This window comes from Novipirellula herctigrandis (assembly GCA_007859835.1).
GTDB classification, from domain to species: Bacteria; Planctomycetota; Planctomycetia; order Pirellulales; family Pirellulaceae; genus Novipirellula_A; species Novipirellula_A herctigrandis.
In genome coordinates this window covers 6,042,606-6,063,987 of sequence record SJPJ01000001.1, presented here as the reverse complement: position 1 = coordinate 6,063,987, position 21,382 = coordinate 6,042,606, and the positions used below count along the sequence as shown (strand labels likewise).

At 52.3% G+C, this 21,382-nt stretch carries 9 protein-coding genes; 3 read left to right on the top strand and 6 right to left on the bottom strand.

Features of this window, described 5'->3' with window-relative positions; all coding sequences use genetic code 11:
* The first annotated feature begins 408 nt into the window (after positions 1–408).
* The gene (locus CA13_RS22170; RefSeq protein WP_146400362.1) at positions 409–1,980 is read left to right on the top strand and encodes a hypothetical protein; all 1,572 of its coding nucleotides are present in this window, start codon (positions 409–411) and stop codon (positions 1,978–1,980) included.
* 115 nt (positions 1,981–2,095) lie between these two features.
* On the opposite strand, the gene CA13_RS22165 is transcribed toward CA13_RS22170, so the two are convergent.
* Positions 2,096–8,539 carry a dockerin type I domain-containing protein gene (locus CA13_RS22165; RefSeq protein WP_146400360.1) on the bottom strand — a complete coding sequence of 2,148 codons (6,444 nt, stop codon included), beginning with the start codon at positions 8,537–8,539 and terminating at the stop codon, positions 2,096–2,098.
* A gap of 351 nt (positions 8,540–8,890) precedes the next feature.
* On the opposite strand from CA13_RS22165, the gene CA13_RS22160 reads away from it, so the two are divergent.
* Both CA13_RS22160 and CA13_RS22155 read left to right on the top strand, forming a co-directional pair.
* Positions 8,891–13,957, top strand: coding sequence for a protein kinase domain-containing protein (locus tag CA13_RS22160; protein WP_146400358.1), 5,067 nt, complete (start codon positions 8,891–8,893; stop codon positions 13,955–13,957).
* Between the two features lie 287 nt (positions 13,958–14,244).
* Positions 14,245–16,689, top strand: coding sequence for a TonB-dependent receptor domain-containing protein (locus CA13_RS22155; RefSeq protein ID WP_146400356.1), 2,445 nt, complete (start codon positions 14,245–14,247; stop codon positions 16,687–16,689).
* Here the strand turns inward: CA13_RS22155 and CA13_RS35485 are convergent.
* The 5 genes from CA13_RS35485 to CA13_RS22140 form a co-directional block, all read right to left on the bottom strand.
* The gene (locus tag CA13_RS35485; protein WP_419194686.1) at positions 16,686–16,850 is read right to left on the bottom strand and encodes a hypothetical protein; all 165 of its coding nucleotides are present in this window, start codon (positions 16,848–16,850) and stop codon (positions 16,686–16,688) included. The two genes, CA13_RS22155 and CA13_RS35485, sit on opposite strands and share 4 nt — an antisense overlap.
* Before the next feature lie 108 nt (positions 16,851–16,958).
* A complete protein-coding gene (locus CA13_RS22150; protein WP_146400354.1) occupies positions 16,959–18,125 on the bottom strand; it encodes a glycoside hydrolase family 43 protein in 1,167 nt (388 codons plus the stop codon).
* Between the two features lie 320 nt (positions 18,126–18,445).
* Positions 18,446–19,039 carry an IS630 family transposase gene (locus CA13_RS22145; protein WP_419194685.1) on the bottom strand — a complete coding sequence of 198 codons (594 nt, stop codon included), beginning with the start codon at positions 19,037–19,039 and terminating at the stop codon, positions 18,446–18,448.
* Positions 19,026–19,379: a COG3415 family protein gene (locus CA13_RS35480; RefSeq protein ID WP_419194366.1), complete on the bottom strand. Its 354-nt coding sequence runs from the start codon at positions 19,377–19,379 to the stop codon at positions 19,026–19,028. The genes CA13_RS22145 and CA13_RS35480 overlap by 14 nt, the downstream gene beginning before the upstream one ends.
* 216 nt (positions 19,380–19,595) lie before the next feature.
* Positions 19,596–21,344 (bottom strand): acyl-CoA dehydrogenase family protein, encoded by a 1,749-nt coding sequence (locus CA13_RS22140; protein WP_146400351.1) that lies wholly within the window; start codon positions 21,342–21,344, stop codon positions 19,596–19,598.
* Positions 21,345–21,382 lie beyond the last annotated feature (38 nt).

Genomic DNA, 21,382 nt, shown 5'->3' with positions numbered 1-21,382 from the left:
CGTAGGTTCATGTTTTCGACTACCAACATTGGCGACGGACGTTGCTAACCCTTCGATTGCTGAAAAGATTTAGCGAGCGAAAACCCATATTGGAATCCCCGTATTGCGAAGTTTTTCCGATTGTAACGACAAATCGGGTCACAGCGATTAACCGAGTCATTCGGCTTCTTCTGGATTTGATCACCATAGCTGTTGTCCGCTTCGTGATGACACGAGTTTGTTTTGGCACTTTTGCCAAGCCGATAGCCGATGAAGGTGACAAGCCCAAACCGCCCCATTTAGGGTGTAAGTAAACCCAACCTCGACATCCGAGGGGAACGCCTGCATGGATGCAGGGTTGTTTGGCGGACGTAGGCGGAAAGACTCCGTCTATTGGATTAAGGTCAACATCGGGAAGGACTCTGTGAAATGCCCAATTTCAAATATTATCGACTAGCCCTGTTCGCGGTGTTGATTAGCTCCGCAGCGTTCGCTGAAGCGCAAGAGTCACTAGTGTCACCGACGCCAACAATTTGGCGTTTCATGGGAATCCCTCAGGGGATGCAAAAAATCCGTGATGTGACCACCAACCGGCGCGGCAACCACCCTGGTTTGGAACGCAAACCGCCACTGACCGCCATCGCTGACCCGGCGAACCTTGAATCACCGAATCCTGCGATCAAGGCAGCAGCGGAAATCAAGCAAGCGGAAGACATGAAGAAGCAGAAGATCAAAGCAATCAAGTATCTCGCTTCGATTGGATGTGGTTGCTACGACAAAGACGGCAAGATAACCGATGCATTATTGGCCTCGACCGACGACTGTACTCCTGACGTTCGCATGGCTGCCGTCGAAGCAGTTGGCGATGCCGCCAGCGGCGAATGCTGCCGCAAATGTGGATCCACATCATGCTGCAACGAAAAAATCTCAAAACGTTTAAGCGAAATGGCTTACGAACGTGACGACAACGGTTGCCCGCTCGAACCGAATGCTGAAATTCGTGCCAAGGCAAAGAAAGTCCTTTGCATCTGCTGCCCAGGTGGCCCGCCATCGGGTCCTATCGAAGAAGACTATGCTATCGAAGATGAAGACGCCGAAGCTCAACTGCCAACACCCGCAGCAGACCAAGAAGAACCCAAGGTCAAGGGTGAATCGCTTGGCGATGACGAGGCTGTAAAGGGCGAATCGGTCGAAGAGGATCCGATGGACGGCATTGATGAACCCGAAGAGGCGACCGACGAGGCAACCGAAGAAGCGATCAACGAGCCAGCCGAAGAAGCCATCGATGAGGCAACCGACCAAGTCGAAGATGTGATTGGCGAAGCGGCCAACTCCCAACTCAATCCAATTCCGGTTCACGTCGAATTGCACAATGAACTTAAGGCGGACCAAACCGACGAACACGACGAAATGCTTCTTCGTCATGCAATCTTATCGGCACCTGTAGAAACCGCGATCGGCGAAGTCCAAATGATCGGCGGCATGGCGGTGCAACCCGTTACAATCGTCCCCCTGAATGTGAAACCCGTCCGGTTCAAGCAATCAACGATGGTTACGGGAACAGAGGGACAAACAATCATTCCGCTTCCCGTGCTCGATACGACTCAAACATCGACCGAGCCATTGCCAGCACAAGCAATGTTGGAACAGAACTCAATTGTAGATCCGTTGACCGAGCCACACCAAATGATTGAACGAATGGACGAACCGGAATCCGCTCACAAGATGCCTTCGCAACATCACCGTGGCGTGCATCACAAAGTCCCGGGGCAAGTTGCATTCATCAATTACAAAACCGGTGAATTGCTACTGGAAACCACCAAGAGCCGACAAGTGACGATTGGCCGCCCTGCGACGATCTATCATAAATACTTGCTTGGCGAACAAGCCGTTGCCGGCGTAAGAATCAAAGAAACCGGTTATGGCCTCGTAAAGGCACAGGTCAACGACATCGAGATGCTGAAGCGAATTCGTGTCGGCGACCGTGTGCTTTGTCAATAAGAATGCGTGTCGAGAGTTTGAAACAAGAAAGCGAGTGTCCAATCAATTGGATGCTCGCTTTTCGCATGAATGATTCACATGAATCGCAGCAGTGACCGAAACCCTGGCTATGGGTTTACATCTCCCATAGAAGATCAATTGCAGCCGCTTCACCGGATTCGTCTTCGGCATCGTTCTCTGCCTCTTGCTGTATGACTTGGTCGACTGCTTCGGCCCACGACAACGTCGTGTCCGATGAGGCGATCGCTATCCCCTCAATGTTGGAGGCGATCGTCGCTGGCCCGTCATCCAGCGAAGCCAATCGGTCTACCCCTTCGCTTGCACGTAATAGCTCGATCTGTTCCGAAGCAACGGGAACCAATGCAGGCGATGTTCGACTCAGCTCATTGATGATTAGCAATGCATCAAGTGGCGTCACGTTTCCATCGAAGTTCACATCAGCCGCATTCCTTTGTGCGGCGTCCGCATCGTTCCCTTCTGCTTGGCCATTACTTGAGTTGCCAATTAGGTTGATAACCTGAACCGCATCCACGGCTGTAACCTTGCCATCCGCATTGACATCCAAAGCCAATGGGAGTGGCAATGCGGAGGCAAGTGGAGTCGCACTGACCGGAAGTGAGAAGAATACGGCCGGTGATAAGGAACTTGGTTCGGTTGTTGAAAGCGTTGTCTGGGGAGTAGCTGCAACAGGGTCAAAAGGAGCGAGTCGAGGATCGCTGCCATCGAACAGAACCGCAGTTGCAGGTACGATGATGGCCCGAAGCCACGTCAGCACGTCTTTCGTTCCGCCACCATCCCCAAGAAATTCGCAGTCAAAAACGTCGTCCGCGCCGAATTGAATGCAAACGTCCCCGGGAATCAGCGCAACTTGGTTGCCGCCGTTAATGATCTCTCCGGAATCGGAAAACGTTGCGGTTTCGCCAAACGCTTGGTCCGAAAGCAGAAAGTCGTCACCATCATTGCCGAATAAAAAGTCGACACCGCTGCCACCGGTTAACGCGTCCGCGTTGCCACCGCCAAGCAACGTGTCACTACCATCTCCGCCGTTGAGCACACTAATTGAATTGGTCCGGTTTGATATCTGATCATCACCGGCATTTCCGTCAACGCGAATGTAGCTGACGTCGTTAACCTGGATCGGCTCAACATCGCCACCCGTCGGCCCGATCGTCACACGATCATCCATACTACTGCCGAGCACTTCGATTCGATCATCACTTCCGCCACCGTCAAACTCAATCAATTGGCCGGTTGATTGCACGCCAAGCGGTATGTCACCTTGGATCGTTAGAACATCTTCGCCCGACCCTGTTTCGATATTGATCCTTTCGACAAAGATCGGCTCTACGACTTCATTACCGATTTCGCTTCGCATCGACGGATCCACCGCTGGCTCGGTCGTAGCCAAGACGCCTTGCGATGGGCCAGTGATCAAGTAACGCAAATCAAGTGGTCCTGTTGCAGTGCCAGCCAAAACATTGACGGCATCACCAATGGGGACATTCGGAACACTGCCTTCCATAAATAGGTTCGGGAGCACAACGCTCGCACCTTCGACGACCGTTTGCGTCCCAGGACCGTTGTCGCCACCGTCAATAAACAACTCGCGCGTTTTCGCGACGTCATCAAGCCCCGGCGAATTGATCGGATCGTCGTTGAGCCGGATAAGATTCCCAGTCGAATCAACACCGGCGGCATTCAAATTGAATACATCATTACCACCTTCACCTTGAAGATCGACAACCGTCTCGAGAAAAACTTCATTGATTTCAAACGTATCGTCGTCAGGTCCGCTCGCGACACTGATGACCGACCTGCTTCCCGATAAAGCAATCGGGGGCGGGGCGGCGACGGCATCACCGATCGTAATCAAGTCTTGATCTCCTCCGGCATAGGTCGTTGCATCGCCAGTGACCACCGAAACACCGGCTCCTATTCCAGTTGCTAAAATTTCAACGGTATCGATGTCCTGTATAATTGCCGACACATCGGCGGGAGGTGCAACCGAGACACCCGCAGCAGCCGTGTTGACCAAGACAACCGCAGGTTGACCGAGAGAGTCGCCGCCCGTGGTATCGATGATCACAGTGTCATCGTCCGAGTTTGCTCCGGGCAATGCCGGGGAAGCCAAGAGACCGGTAAAGATCTGTGTTGCCGAACTTTCACCAGTCGTGATCACTTCGACGGTATCGTCACCATCATCGGTAACCAATTCGACCAGCGAATTGTCAAGTGTATCGATGATGGTAACGTTGTCGCCGAAACGGCTGGTTTTCATTTCGACTTTTTCGACCGCATCGTAGGTGATCGTCGGAGCCCCTGCTTTGACAACCATATCAGGCGTCAAAATATAGTCGCCACCGGCAGCGGCATTCGAATCGATATAAAAGAAGGTATCCGCCAACGGGATCGTTACACTTTTCGTTTCCACCAAACCAGGCGACCGACGGCCAACCACATCAAACGTCGCGGCAGGAGGCGTCGGAGCAGCTCCGTCGACGAAGACATCCCCTTGTATGCCACTGCCATCCACGGTGATCGAATCGTTGCCATCGCTACCGAGAATATTCGTAGAACTCCCAACGCCAGTTCCCGTGACGTCAATCACGTCATCGCCCAAGTTGCCATCAACGGTGACCGTTGAATTCGCAGGCGTATCGAGAACATTGATGTCGTCATTGCCCGTGCCAGCGTTTAAGTTGATGGTTTCGATTGCATCAAACTCGGTATTTGCAACGGTTGGCGTAGGGCTTGGTGGCATTGGATCACGATTGAATGTTCCGACATCCAAGTTGTATTGTGCATTGTCGCCATGTCCTTGATCGTTAATAGTCAACGTGTCTGTTTCGTCGCCGCCCTCGACCAAGACGCTGCCAAGGATTCCGCTGATTTCATTGCTAGTCGAACCAAGGGTGAACAGGTCATTGCCGATTCCACCATACAAAGCTTGGAATGAATCAACTGGGGACGCGTACAGATTGATCGCATCGTCATCCGTAGCCGCCAATGCCACATTGCTTCCGATCACCAACGTACTACTCGATTGAGCACCGGGAAGAGGACTCACAGCACCCGCATTCTCGATCGTGATCGTGTCGTCTCCCGCTTGGGCATCATAACGAATACCACTTCCCGCCCCGCTCGTCACTTGAGTGGCCATATCGTCGCCATCACCCATGAACACGTGGCTGACACTTTCAACACCCGTATTCGTAAACTCAAAGACATCATTCGCGCCTTTGGTGCTGACTCCCAAGATACTGCCGTCACCCGTTAACGTGACGGTCACATTATCGACACCGTCTTGACCTCGCACCGTCGTATTGGAGTCGTCCGGAGTGTCGAGAATATCAATATCGTTCGCGGCCAGACCCGCATTCAAAACGATCGTTTCAATCGCTCCGTAATTCGTCACCGCAACCGTCGTATCGCGACTGAACGAACCATCGTCCAGTTCATACTGTGCCGCTGCGTTGTAGCCTTGGTCATTGATCCGCAACGTGTCACCAACCGCTAGCGTTTGAGCCACCGCATTCCCATTGGCGATGACATTCTTCGTCACCGTGGGGACCAACTCATTGTCGCCACCCTCAACCAAGACGCTGCCAAGGATTCCGCTGATTTCATTGCTAGTCGAACCAAGGGTGAACAGGTCATTGCCGATTCCACCATACAAAGCTTGGAATGAATCAACTGGGGACGCGTACAGATTGATCGCATCGTCATCCGTAGCCGCCAATGCCACATTGCTTCCGATCACCAACGTACTACTCGATTGAGCACCGGGAAGAGGACTCACAGCACCCGCATTCTCGATCGTGATCGTGTCGTCTCCCGCTTGGGCATCATAACGAATACCACTTCCCGCCCCGCTCGTCACTTGAGTGGCCATATCGTTGCCATCACCCATGAACACGTGGCTGACACTTTCAACGCCCGTGTTCGTAAACTCAAAGACATCATTCGCGCCTTTGGTACTGACTCCCAAGATACTGCCGTCACCCGTTAACGTGACGGTCACATTATCGACACCGTCTTGACCTCGCACCGTCGTATTGGAGTCGTCCGGAGTGTCGAGAATATCAATATCGTTCGCGGCCAGACCCGCATTCAAAACGATCGTTTCAATCGCTCCGTAATTCGTCACCGCAACCGTCGTATCGCGACTGAACGAACCATCGTCCAGTTCATACTGCGCCGCTGCGTTGTAGCCTTGGTCATTGATCCGCAACGTGTCACCAACCGCTAGCGTTTGAGCCACTGCATTGCCGTTGGCGATGACATTCTTCGTCACCGTGGGGAGCAACTCATTGTCGCCACCCTCGACCAAGACGCTGCCAAGAATTCCACTGATTTCATTGCTAGTCGAACCAAGGGTGAACAGGTCATTGCCGATTCCACCATACAAAGCTTGGAATGAATCAACTGGGGACGCGTACAAATTAATCGCATCGTCGTCCGTAGCCGCCAATGCCACATTGCTTCCGATCACCAACGTGCTACTCGATTGTGCGCCGGGAAGAGGACTCACCGCACCCGCATTCTCGATCGTGATCGTGTCGTCTCCCGCTTGGGCATCATAACGAATACCACTTCCCGCCCCGCTCGTCACTTGAGTGGCCATATCGTCGCCATCACCCATGAACACGTGGCTGACACTTTCAACACCCGTATTCGTAAACTCAAAGACATCATTCGCGCCTTTGGTGCTGACTCCCAAGATACTGCCGTCACCCGTTAACGTGACGGTCACATTATCGACACCGTCTTGACCTCGCACCGTCGTATTGGAGTCGTCCGGAGTGTCGAGAATATCAATATCGTTCGCGGCCAGACCCGCATTCAAAACGATCGTTTCAATCGCTCCGTAATTCGTCACCGCAACCGTCGTATCGCGACTGAACGAACCATCGTCCAGTTCATACTGTGCCGCTGCGTTGTAGCCTTGGTCATTGATCCGCAACGTGTCACCAACGGCTAGCGTTTGAGCCACTGCATTGCCGTTGGCGATGACATTCTTCGTCGCCATAGGGATCAAGGCGTTGCTGCCACCTTGAACCGATAGGTTGCCAACGATTGAATCGAGTTCGTTCGTGGTAGAACCCACAATGATTGTGTCGTTTCCGGCGTTCCCATTGACAGTCGTGGGAGTCGTCGCCAGAACGCTTTGGACATTGATGTCATCATTCCCATCGTCACCGTTAATCGTGACCGAGGCTACCATTGTGGGATCGACACCAACCAAATTGAAAGTATCGGCCCCCGTTCCCGCGTTAACAGTCAACGAATTGGTTGGATTTGCAAACGTAACGACTTCGCCGAGCGTCGAGTCAATGCGTGAGAAACCGACCAAAGCGTCATCCGAAAGTGTGATCGTTTCCGCTCCACCGGTGAATGTGAACACACGGTCGGCAGCGTTTAAATTGTCGATCACCGGTTCTAAACCGGAATAGGTAACATCGGCGGATGAGGCCGTGAATGCCAAAGCGACCGAACCGCTCGATTCATCGACAAACGTGTGTTCAACCGATGTCGTGGTGCCACCGACCAAAACCAATACGTCGCCCGGTGATGATGTTTGGTTACCGCCAGCATATTGAATGGGCGCTTCGATCGGACCTCCGCTGAAGTCGATCGTGAAGGTATCGTTATCATCGGATCCAAGAATCTCAACATCTAACACATACGCCACAGGTGCGCTCGCCAAGACCGCCAATGTATTACTATCGAGAATCTCCAAATCGCCACCATTTGCGATTAGGGTATAGGCATCGGCGGTCCCATCGGTAAGCGGCGAAAAGGTGAAGGTGCCAAACGCTTCGACGGTTGCGGTATCGGTTGATGAAAGACCGCCGGCATCGGTGACTTCCAAAGTGATTGTGTTGACGCCGATGTCAAGCAAACCATCATAGCTAACGCCCGATGCGATATAGGTGGCGTTTGCGCTCGTAAAATCAACCGTCATGTCTCCATCGAGATCCCAGTCGAACGTCAGCACATCGCTTGCGTCGGGATCGATCGAACCGGTCGCGTCAAGGGTGAGGTCATCACCGAGCGTTAGCGTGTATGGGCCGTTCGCTTCGGCAACAGGAGTTTCATTGACGTTCTCGACTTGAACGCAGTAGTCAATCAACTCGGAAGACAACGCGGCATCCGTTAACGTAACTTGAACGTCATAGATATTGTCACTATCTGCATCCGCAACCATTTCGAAATCGGGTGCGGTGGTGAAAGTGAGAATGCCGGTGGTTGGATCGAGTGAAAACAGGGCTTGGTCAGCACCACCGGAAAGACTGTAAACCGCACCGGGTCCCACCGAGACGCTGCCGATGTCGTCAACATCAATCACATCAAGTTGGTTCTCGGAAACGGGAATGATCAGCCCGCCACCATCAAGCAACATTCGGTCTTCGAGCGGCTCGAATAGCATCGATCGTCGACGGCGTTTTTGAACATTGCGGGCCCGTCTACGAACCTCCGATAATTCGGAATTGCGATGTTTACGGGAGACACGGTGAGCTCTTGCCGTCAAACGTGACGACCAATTCATTCTCGTCATGGTGCTGTCTTGTAAGTTGAATTCAAGCGAAATACATGGATCACACAAGCGGGCTTTTTTTTACGCACGGTCGATCAAAAAAAGGGGCCTTTCAGAGGGGTGCGCAAACGCCAATGTCGCATTCTTCAAGTAAACCTAATGCCACCAGCTGAATCAAGCTAATTACGCGGATTAGGCAGGTTTTGGCGGTTTTAACGATTTTGCGGTCCGAGTCCAAATGTCGGCTGTTTTCGCGGTTGGCCCGCATCACGCACGACTTGACGCACAAACCATGCGGTACACTAAGCAGAAGAACCCAGTGTCTTTCGCTTAATCAATGGCGACGAGCGAAGCTTTTCTTAGGAGATCCTCATGCCGAGTGGGCCGAAAACTCAATATCAGCCCGGCCAAGAAATCGTACCGGGCTATACGCTTGTTCGCCCACTTGGAAGCGGCATGGCCGGCTCCGTTTGGGTCGCTCGAGCAGCAGGTGGAACCAACGTCGCATTAAAAGTTGTGCCGCTCGAAAAATTGGGCGGACGAAAAGAACTTTCGGCCCTACGTACACTACGAAATGTCCGCCAACCGAACCTTTGCCCAGTGCACGCCTTTTGGACGAAAGATGCCGATGGTCGCTTGTTAGCCGACGGGGAAACCGAAGCATTCAATCCCGAAACCAGTTCCGTATTTCCTACATCGACGACTCCTCCGCCCAGTGGACGATCGGTGAGCGGGACGATGGCGATCGACCCAGGCATGCCGACACTGGGTGCTGGCCAAGATGAGCGAGCCAGCAAAAAGCCAGCGAGCGGCCCCAAAGCCGAAGAATTGATCGTTGTGATGGGGCTTGGCGATTGCACGCTGCATGACCGATTGCAACAAATTCGTCGCGATGCGGGCATCCCAGAGGACAACATCCAGATTCCTTGCGGCCTCGATGCCGCCGAAACGGTGCGTTACCTTCGCGCGTCCGCAAGAGCAATCGACCTGTTGAATCAAGAACACAAGATCTATCACTGTGACATCAAGCCCCAAAACATCTTGCTGGTTGGTGGTGAAGCCCAAGTTTGTGACTTCGGTCTCGCTCACAAATTCGAAGGCGATACACGAACGACGCGGCAAGCCTTTGCGTCGCCTGCCTACGCAGCCCCCGAAGTCTTGCAAGGTCGCACCTATAGCCGATCCGTCGACCAATACTCCTTGGCGATTACCTACTTCGAACTTCGGACGGGCCTGTTACCCTTTGACATCACGACCGAAGCCAACATCACACTCGCCAAATGTACTGGCAAACTCAACCTCAGTCACCTGACCAAAAGCGAACGCAAAGTCCTTCGTCGCGCCATGGAAATCGATCCGCAAAGGCGATATCCATCGTGCGGCGACTTTGTCGATGCCCTTGCTCTGGCGACCGGTGTTGATCGTCGGGCGGGAATCACACCATTGCGGTTGGCCATCGCGTCGGTTGTCTTAGCAACGCTGGTTGGCGGAGGGTTATGGTCATGGCGGACCTTTGACCGAAAGTCTTATGATGCTTTCTTCGGTAGCGACGGAACCAAGATGGCGGCCGAGCGATTGGTCGAAGCGGAACAATCCAAAGCAAAATACCAGTGGTTTGAGCCCGGAACACCTGATAATTACTTAGCGGCACTGACGCCGCTGCGCGATGCGATCAAGGAAACGCAAGCGGCCTTTCCCGCTGCCGCCTCCGACCCTGCTCTACAGCAGTCCATTCGGCAGTTGACGATTGATATTAGCGAAGAGTTTTCCAAAGGGATCCTCGACCAGCTTTATGCTGGCGGACTTGGTGATAGTAATAAATACATCCAAGATGACTTAAAGTTGCTTGAGCAGGTCTATCAAGACCATCCGATGCCAATGCTAGACCCGTCGTCCGACGAAGGTGCGAAATTACATGCGCAAGTGCTGGCGGCCAAGCTTCAACTTGCTGTTCAGGAGAATGAAGCAGCGGACCCGACCGTGACTTCGGCAGTCCGCCAATTATTGGAACAGCAATCGAATCTCATCGGCTCCGACGCACAACAGACGCTTTCCGCGGTCTCACTTGCCCTGACTCATGCCGAAAAAGAACCGGAACCCGGCCACTATACCGAAACCCTAACCCTTACCGACATTGCACGAGCCAAGGACAAAATCAAACAAAGCGGACTCGATTCGTTACCTCAATGGTGCAAAGACCGCTGGGGACCAATGGAAATTGCTTTTCTTCCAGAATTGAAACAAGCTTACGATACCGATAACGAAAAGCGTCTGATCATCGGAAGAACTTGGCCGGCCATTTCCGTCGATGCGGATATCAACAAACTCAAATCTGCGATCACCGACAAGCATTGGGATGCGGCAAGAACCATCGTCAGCGAATTCACCGAGCAACACCAAGACCTTCGTGACGATGACGTCGATCGGAAAATCGAGGTCTTTTCGCGGATGCTCGATGGAATCGATCATCCTTCTCGCATTGCTGACACATTCGTGAAATTGTCAAGAACTTTGGACCAAGCCGATTCAAGCGAACGGTTTTTCTTCAAACAACCCGTGAAGTCCTTTATTGCAGATATGACAGATCGAGCGATGCGAGGAAGCGGCAGCATCGATGAAATGGTAAATCTAGAATTTGCGAATATCAAAACCATTCATCATGAAGGGCAACAGTTGGCCAAAAAGCTAGAAATCCAACCGCCCGCATCAATCGACACATTGCTTTTGAGTTCAGCGGTATCGGCAGGCACCACTCCCTATGCCGACCCGGAAATACAGCAAGCCATTCGCAAAGAATCCGATTCGCCAACGACACCCGCCAATGCGATGCTCAGCGCAGCGATTGAAATCGAAATGGCGGCGATGGACGGGAACCATTTCGGAGGCCTGAAGCTGAGCCGACTGAAACAGCGACTCAAAGAAGCCTCGAGTGTTGCTACCTTGCCGTTGCCGTCACATTACTTTGACTACTTAGACGCGTTGATTGCATGGCACGACTATGACCAAAGTGATGCCGCGCAGCGATGGGCAACATTACAGTCAGCCGATGACGCGAATACCACTGCAAGAGAACTCGGTCCAGCGCGGGGTGAGTGGATCGCTTCGATGTTGTTGTCCTATGCGACGGAGCTATCCGGCGTCGACGATGACGAAATCTTGAAACAGCGATTTGCAACCAAAACTGACGGAATCGAACAAGTCGAGCAAGCCCAATGGTGGCTCCCCAAGTCTCCGCAAGTGTCGCAAAACGTGGCGACCGCATTCGAAATACAACGTTTGTTGGTCGAAGTTGCGGAAGCCGTTCGCGAGGGTAAAACTCCGGCAACGGAGTCCACACTAGCTCGACTCCAAAACCTCGCTCATCGACTAGGTGATTCGATCGCGACCGGACAGACGCATCGTCAAGATGGTCAACTCTATCGTGCAGCGATGGAAGTTGCCCTTGCAAATACGAATTCCCAAACAGCCGACGGAAAAAGTGCCGACGGATTGTCTTCGGCGCTGCGTCCATGTGTTGCTGCACTTGATGTCGGACTTGGCGAAAGTGAGATTTACGACCGCGCGTGGTTGGATCAAATTCTTGTTCCGATTATGAAAATCGTGCGGCCGCTTATGACGCAGCCAAAGACCGATTCAGCGTACTGGGAGTTTCCATCCACAATCGACAAAAATGCACTGATAAAATTCTGCGAGTACTTTCTCAAAGCAGATGGCAAGATTGACATGAGCCAATCAGACATGTCTCGTCAAGATTGGGTCGATAGTCTGGTGATGTCCGCGGCAGTCGCTGCCAATGACGAATCGAAATCCGATCAACAGCAAGCCGAACTGTGGCTCAAGACGGCCGAGTACGCTCAGCAAAGGCATGAATTATCAGGCGAAATATGGGATCAACCCAAATTAGCGATGCTCGATGGCTACCTCCAACAGGCGAAGCAACATGCTCCTGATAATCCCGAAATCGCAGTTCGCCAGGCGTTTCTAAGGTACTATCTAGCAAGCTTGAATTCAGGCAGCGTTTCGAGCATCGCCGAATTAGAGCGAGCAGCCGACGAATTGGTGCCCGTCATTGAACGCTTAGAAGAATCGGGGAGTAACCAAGAACTTCTCTACGATGCTTATTGGCGACATGCGAATATCCTCATCGGAGCAGCGTTTCGCGGTTCGAGCGAAACACGTGAAGCAACACTGAAAGAGGCCCTTCGCAGTGCAGAGAGCGCATGCCAAATGCTGGAAGGCGCCAACATGGCGGTCAGTGAAAACGCGGCGTTTCTATCGCTTGGCAATAGCTACGAAGATTTAGCATTTTACGTCAAGTCAGTTAGTAAAGATCAGCGACATAGCTATTACCGAAAAGCGATCGAGGCCTTTCAAAACGCAGCGGGCGAAACGAAGTTCGGTAATCCGATGAAAGCAAGTTTCTATTTGGCGCGTTGTAAATATCGCTACTATTTGGACGGTGGTCCAGAAGAGTTGCTCGAAAACTACGACCAAGTGTTTGGCCAATTCGACGCGTCCGCAACTCCGGCAACTCAGGTCGAGTGGTTAGTTTGGCGATCGCAGTTCGAACAGAAACAAGGACGAATCGGTGCGGCGAGCGAAGACCTGGAAAAGGCCTACGAGATTCTAAACGCAAACGAATCGGCAATTGACAACCAAGTTCGCAATGAAACCATTATCGCCTTCGCTCAATTGCTCAACCGTGACGATGGCGACCGCCGACGCGCTCTAACAATGCTTGAGCAGGATCTGCGTGACGCCGAAGGTTTAACCTATTGGAAAAGCTTGGAGTTGCAGTGCCAATTACTCACCGGCATTGCATTGGAGCTTGGTGGGGCGCAGCGAGACGAATATTTCGCCGACCTCGTTGATCGCGTGGGCCGCGTCCCCGTGGAACGACTTGAGGAAATCCAACAGGATGCGGAAACCGCCTGCATGTTGATCGCAAGAATTTCGCTATACGTCCGAAACGCGGGTTTTCCCGAAAAGTTTGGGACGCCGCCCAGAGTCGATTCGACCAAGACGCAGCAATGCCTCGATCCATTCACCACAAAGCTTAAGGCTGCGATCGGGACCGACGAAAAAGCAATTGCGTATGCTGATTTTGTCGCTGCGAACGCCTTCGCTTTGACCGATCAATCGCTTGGCGATCGCGTGAAAGAATATTTACGAGTTTTGAAGAATGCAGATCCATTGGATCTCAATCCGGAATTATTGCATCAAATGCGTTTGGCACTCCTTGACCAATTTCACGTGCTATTTTTCGCCAGCCAGAGCCGCAAGCGGGAAGTGCCGGGCATCTTGGCGACGTCCAAACAGCAGATCGTGGGAGATGATTTATTGGAATTGCGACGGCAAATTGGCCTGCTTGAACGCAACCGTGATCTTCGCCGATTGGATGAAGAAGATATCGCTTACGTGAAACAAATCTATAAGTAATGGCTTCTCGCCAAGAGATGGTGAAAAGCGAGCGGTTAAAATCAAACCAAACGGCTCAGCCCGCACAATCGGCAAACTGATGTTTGATGGTGAAGTCTGCGGTTTCGTGTCAGCTGATACATCCGGCCGTTGATCGGGCTCGATTGACCACATCGGATGAATATGCGTTTGACAACATGACGAACGTAGAAATAAGCCATGGTGGGGGGTGATTTAGCAGTCCACCTCACTTTGGCAATGTTCAAGCAAAGGTTTGGAACCGGAGACTGGTCAGGAGGACCATCGCTATGTATTTACGATCCTTGGTATCGTTACGGACAATTCTGGCTTTCTCAGTGATTCCGGCTGTAGCCGCGACACTTCACGCTGATGAACCGGAGTTCCGGCTCCTTCGTATTGCCCAGTATTACTATGGCGACGGAGCGAATGAAATCCGTTTGGTTCAAGCCGAAACAACACCAGCGGAAATCACGCAGCCGGCCGACTTTGGGGTTGGATCGACCCAGTTCACCGGACTTCAAGACGACGACGCCGACGCAGGTGGTCGGTTGGACTTGTCGGAATTACTCGAACCAGAATTGCCAACTGCCGCGGCAACCACACTCAACTCACCCGCTCAGGTCGAAGCGATTCAAGAGCTTACAGGCCGCGTTGAAACGGGTGCAGTTGCCACAGCACCGCTCGACATTGTTCCCGCAAGCACCTTCAATTTGGTGAGTACGCCCGACGCAGCGGAAACCCTGGTTGAGGTGGCCAACACACAAACCGTGAAAGCACGTCGCCGAAGTCCGATTGGCTTTGATCCACGAATTCGCGGCTACTATGAAGGCCAAATTCATACAGCACTCGACGGTGGGTTCCAAACTCCGGTCCGAGGGGATTTGGATGCAACATTATCCAAATTCGACCAAGCACTGATCGCGAATACGGAGGTGATCAGTGGCCCCTATGGACTGCGTCATGGCAGTAACTTTGCATTCATCAACGTCGACACCATTCCAACACCTCGTTACGAGGGTGGTGCAGAAAACCACATACGATTGGGCACAAACGTCCGAGCTAACGGCGGTCAAACATACAATACGGCGACGGTTTATGGTGGCGGTGAGCGAGCGGGATACTATGCCAACGTCGGCTATCGAAAAGGAAGTGACTATTCGGCCGGAAACGGGTTGGCTATCCCTAGCAGCTATGACGCATTTAACCTCTTCTCTGCGGTTGGGTTCGACATTGACGATGACACCCGTATGGAAACCAAGTTTAGCTTGGTGAATCAAGGCGAAACCGAATACGCAGGACAGTTTTTTGATGTTGATGATTTGAAGCACTACGGATTGACCCACAGCATCATCCACAACGATGACCGATCCGGAATGGGGTATCGCGTCGATGCATGGGTGTCAGATACAAGCTTCAATGGAGACACTGATTTATCCGGAAAGCGAAGGCCTGACTTTACGGTTCTCAATCGGGTCGATGCAGCACTCCGTGCCGCCGCCCCACCGACGCCTCCTTTATCCGCACAGTTTAATGGCGATGTCGACGGCACTCTCACCACAGCCGGATTCCGCGCCGGGATGACGCAACAATACAATAGCGACTCCTCGGTCGGTGCCGGTTTTGATTTTCGCTATGTCGAACAACGCATTTCAGAACGTTATGACATCAGCGAATTTGGATTTGCTGACCCACGATTCGAAACAGGACTACCATCAGCAGAAATCTTTGACCCAGGCATGTACGCTGAATTGACCGAGGGAATCACCGATGCTTGGCGTTTGGCGATTGGAGCTCGAATCGCGTTAGTTGCGACCGAAGCCGATGCGAACACGTTAACCGAGCGATCAAATTTCAAAGATGGTGGCACGGGTCCGGTCAATCGAGATTTGGACGTTTCCGATACACTTGCGTCGTTCTACATCACCAACGACTTCGATCTGAATCGGAACTGGCGTTCGAGAATCGGAATGGGATACGCCGAGCGTCTACCTAACTTGACGGATCGATATAGCGACGGATTGTTCTTGGCAGTCATTCAAAGCGGTTTTAGCCGTGTGATCGGAAATCCGGAACTTAGCAAAGAACGCAACTGGCAAGCGGATGTGCGACTTGACTTTGACTATGACAATGTGAGAGGCCGCGTGAGTGCATTCCACGCATGGATCCTTGACTACGTCACCTATTCCGCCAATGAAATTTCAGACCCGACCGGTGCACGACTGCTCAATGCGATCAACACTGACTACGCTACATTAGCTGGTTTTGAAGCATACGGAGAAGCGGATCTCGCTCGCGGGTTACAGTGCTTTGCAAGCCTGTCTTACCTCGATGGCCGAGACCGAGAAATCGATCAACCACTTGCTGGAATTTATCCGCTTGAAAGTCGACTTGGTTTACGCCTCGTCGACCCCAGTGCCGCCAATTCATGGGGTATGGAATGGGGTTGGCGGATTGTGGACAACCAAGATCGCCTAGGAACACTGCGTGCGGTTGGCACCGCGACGACTCCGATTCCACTCGAAACTGCAACGCCGGGATTTGGTGTCTCGTACCTTCGCGGATACGTGCGTCCCACAGATCGGCTTAGCATCACCGGCGGTATCGAGAACCTGTTTGACCGCAACTACTACGAGCACCTTAATTTGCGACTTCCCGCCGATGCAACGTTTGGCAATACGATCGCTTACTCGCCGGGAATCACACCTTACGTGGGCGTCGAAATCGACTATTAGATCATTTCCATAATCGACGCGGGATCATCATAGACCAGGACCTGTGCGGGCGCGGCCATGCCAGCACCTGTCTTGGCCTCCATCAAACTTAGAAATGCTCTAAGAGTCTTCAAAGAAAAGCCCGAGCGTATTTCAATCGGAATCGCTCGCGGGCTTTTCATCCGATTGCATTCCTATTCCGATCACAGTCGGGACACAGTCGACGGGAATCACTGCCGAAAGTGGAATTAAATTTCCGGATCGCCATGCCAATTCGCATAGCATCATCATCATTCGTCCTGCGCCTTCGTGCTATCAAAATGGGATAGATCCCACTCATTTTTCCAAATGATGTTGTACCGATCTCGGTTGAAAGACATCGGTAACCAGACATACCGCCCATCGATCGCGTTCTTCGGATTCCAAATATCGAACATTGCGATATAGGCGTCCTTCTCTCCGTCCACCTTTTGGATGAACGTGCTTTGCCCACCGAAGGTTTTCTCAGGCCCAAGGCCATTTTGTGGGTTCACGCCGATGCAGGGCGATTCGATTTCGACCCAAGGCCCCAGAATATTGTCCGCGACCGCGGCGCGCGCCGTGTTGGGAGCCCACCCTGTGCAACCGCTGCCGAGAAAATAGTATTCCCCATTTCGTTTGCAAATGGCAGGAGCCTCCATCCATCGGTGAGGGAACACGCGGACATAAATTCCGCTGTGGGAAAGGTAGTCATCCGAAAGCAATGCTATATGCGTGGTGCTGTTCTCTTCGGACGAATAAACGTGATACGCCTTTCCGTCGTCATCCACAAACAAAGTCATATCACGAGCCATCTGGCCTCCCTCGTAGTCACGACCAAGCAATGAACTTCGAACGGAAACGGAATTCGGGCCGCCGTGTGGCACCTTAGCGAGGCTTTCAGGCTTGGGAATGATTCGTTCTTCACTGGCGGCGTTTTTCGGCCACTTGCCGGCATTGGGCCGACATGACCGAAGGTAAGTAAACGGACCGGTGGGAGTATTACTGACCGCCACACCACTGCGAGCGGATTCATATCCTGTACCTTTCAGCTCGAGATGAAACCACATCACGAACTTACCCGTCGTCACGTTATAAATAACTTTGGGACGCTCCAAGACACATCCCTTCGCAATGTCAGCATGCTCATCACCTGAAACAGGCAAGGCGATTCCTTCATCCGTCCAATGATACAAATCGGGGGAAGAATAGCAGTGAACGCCGACCATGGCCTTGTTGCCTGCTGTACCGCCAACTTTATGTTCGCCATACCAATAGTAGATTCCTTCATGGCGAAGCAATCCTCCACCATGAGCATTGATCGGCACACCGTTGTTGTCTTGCCATAGCGATCCCGGCTTAAACGAATCAGCAAACGCCGGTCCAACCATCAAGCAAGTGATGAGCAGATGAAGAAAGAGACGGTTGTTGTGTATCATCGCCATTTCTCAGAAGGGGGTTTATTCATTCTCGTAGCGGTTCGACAAGCCGAAGACCCACGAAGTGAACGAAATTGAATTCGAACGATTTATCGCCGTCGTGTAGAAGAATGTTTGGCATCAGGCGTACCCAATCTCCGGATTAGAATACGAGTGGAGCATCGAAAAGCAGAGCGACCTCCGTGAATGCTCTTTGCATTCCGCGTTGGTTGCAGTTGGTTGCAGTTGGTTGCCCCCACTGGTTAGCATGAACCGATGCTTCGAGACCAACGTCACCGGGGATACTGCCTTGAAACACGACTAGAGCATTTTAAAATTTTTCATGCGACATACCCTGAGTTGCGAAAGCAGTTCAGGCAATCCTCAGCAGTGACGGCATCAATGGCTTTGGCGATCGCGTTGTAGAGTTTCCGCTCGGTGCGAACGGCGGCTCTGCGTAGATGGGACTTGATCTTTGAGAAGATCTGTTCGATTGGATTGAGATCCGGCGAGTATGGCGGCAGGAACCAGATTTCCGCGCCGGTCTGCTCAATCTTTTTGAGTACTGATGCGGTCTTGTGGCTGGAGAGGTTGTCCATCACGAGGATATCGCCAGGTCGCAACGCCGGGGCAAGAAGCCAATCGACGAATCCCTCAAACACCCACGAGTTGGTCGGGCCGTTTGTGATCATCGATGCTCGGCTGCCATGACAATCAATGGCGTGAATTAGCGTGGTCGTTTCCCAGTGGCCGTGCGGTACCGCATCCTCGACTCGCTGACACTTCGGCCCCCAACCATACAGCCGCGTCATGTTCGTTTTCGCGCCGGTCTCGTCGAGAAAGACAAGCTTTTCGATATTCAACCGCTTCTGTTGTCGCTTCCAGCAACCACGCTGCTGGCGAACGTCATCGCGACACTGCTCAGTTGCTCGCAACGTTTTTTTTGAATGAGTGGCCAAGCCTTCGAGCTTCGTTCCAGACTGTCTGTATTGTACAGTCCATGCGAAGTTTTTGACGCAACTGCTCGAGCGTCCAGGATGGATTCTCACGGATCAACTGATCGAGCTTCTTGCTCTGCTTTTCACTGAACGCTCGTTTGCGACCACAGTGATGCGTTTGAGGTTCCAGCGTTCCCAGATCCCGCCACTGGTACTTGAGTTTCTGAACGACCTTGTAACTGACCGAAAACCGCTCGGCGATCTTCGGCATGCTCTCCTTCCCTTCAAGAATGGCAGCCAGGATTCGTTCACGCAAATCCATGTCCAACGCTTTCATCAGTCACACCTCCGTGTTGGCGAAAACGTCAAATTAACCGATCTCCGTCAACGCACCTACATCAATTTTTCAAGTGCTCTAGGGTGTGGTCGATGAATGCAATCGCATCATTTTACGTCGCTTGTTTTTCCCCATTCGTCGTGGAATCCGAATGGTCTAAAAAAGGGCAGGGCAGGGCGGTCATGAACTGCAGAATTTCTTTCCGACTCGATCCGCTCACATCGCGTTAGTGGGCACCGGTCCCGCGAGCACCGAGTACTCTTCAAGAGGCATCTCGTCACCCGAAAGCACTCGCTCGGCGTTCATTTTCAAAATTGGCATTTGGGACTGAATAAACCGTTTGGCCACGCGTTTCTTTCGGTCACTATTGGCCGCTTGGTCCAACAGAAGATGTCCCGTCATGATCGTAATCGCCCCATCGACAAGCCTTCGAGCGGAAAGCTCAGTGTAAGCCGGTGACTTTTGCTTGGCGAATTGGATCGTTTCAGCTAATTGCGAGCGTCCCTGCATCAGTTGCTGTTTCAGTTCGCTCAACAAAGGATCCGCGTATTCCTTTTGCTCATACCCCTCAGCCCAACCATCAAATACACCGGAGGTGAGACCACGAATCGCGGCCACAATTTGAAGTTGGCTGGTTCCCTCGTAGATCGTTGTGATCCGAGCATCACGCAAATGGCGTTCAGCCGCATAGTCTTTCATATACCCCGACCCGCCCAAAACTTGAATGGCGTTATCAGCGACGCGGCAGCACATTTCCGAACAAAAGTACTTGCTCATTGGAGTCAACATGCCATTGGTTCGCTTGATTTGGCGGAGCTCCTTTTTGAGTGATTTCAGCTCGGCCTTGTCCAATTGATCTGCGTGCCATTCCACCAAGCGGGATGTGTTGTTCTCGAGATCACAAACGCGACTGGTCTCGTACGTGAAAGCACGAGCCGCTTCGATTGCAACTTGCATATCGATGACCATTTCCGAGATAGCCGGCAATTGTTCAATCGGCACACCGAATTGGTGACGAGTGTGAGCATAGGTTCTAGCCAATCGGAACGCTGCTTCGGCGATCCCCAGTGATTGTGCTGCAATGCCGACCCGAGCGCCATTCATCAATGCCAACACGTAAGTAATCAGTCCACGTTTCCGTTCGCCGATCAAACGAGCTGGCGCGTCTTCATAAACTAACTCGCACGTTGGCGATCCATGAATCCCCAGCTTGTCCTCGAGGTGACGAACTTTGATTTTGTCACAGCGTTCTGAAATAAACAAACTCAAACCGAGGCCGTCGGACATCTCCGGTTCACTGCGAGCCAGCGTCAATAGAATTTCACCACACCCGTTAGTGATAAATCGCTTGACACCGTTGAGTAACCAATTGCCGTTTTCATCTTGATGAGCACGAAGCCGCACCGACTGCAAATCGCTGCCCGCATCGGGCTCGGTCAGCACCATTGCGCCGGTCACTTCACCTTCGGCGAACTGGGGCAAGACTTCATCTTTGATTTCTTGGCTGGCGAAAGCGTTGACGGTTTCCGCGATCCCTTGCAGGCCAAAAATGTTCATAAACGAGGCGTCAGCGCGGGCAATCACTTCGGTCGCCATGGTGTAAATCAAATTGGGACAATTCAGCCCGCCATACTTTCGCGGCACCGTAAATCCCAGCAAATCGGCCTGAGCCAATCGGTCTAAGTTTTCACGAACCTTGGGGTGCAGTGTGACGGTGCCGTCCGGGTTGAGCGTGTTACCGTCACGGTCGACCTGTTCGGCGTTGGGGGCAAGCGTTTCCGCGGCAACTTGGCCGGTGATTTCCATGATACGGCGATAGTCGTCGACCACCTCGGCATTATCGCTCGGTGCGTAGTCAGCGTCTCCGTTCTCGGCAAACCGCTCCTGGATGCTAGCGAGTTGCTGCATATCGATGTGCGAGAACAAGAATTGGATGTCTTGGTTATCAAGAAAGAAGTTTGCCACGTCAGACTCTCACACTTACTCTTTTAGGAAAAACGGAC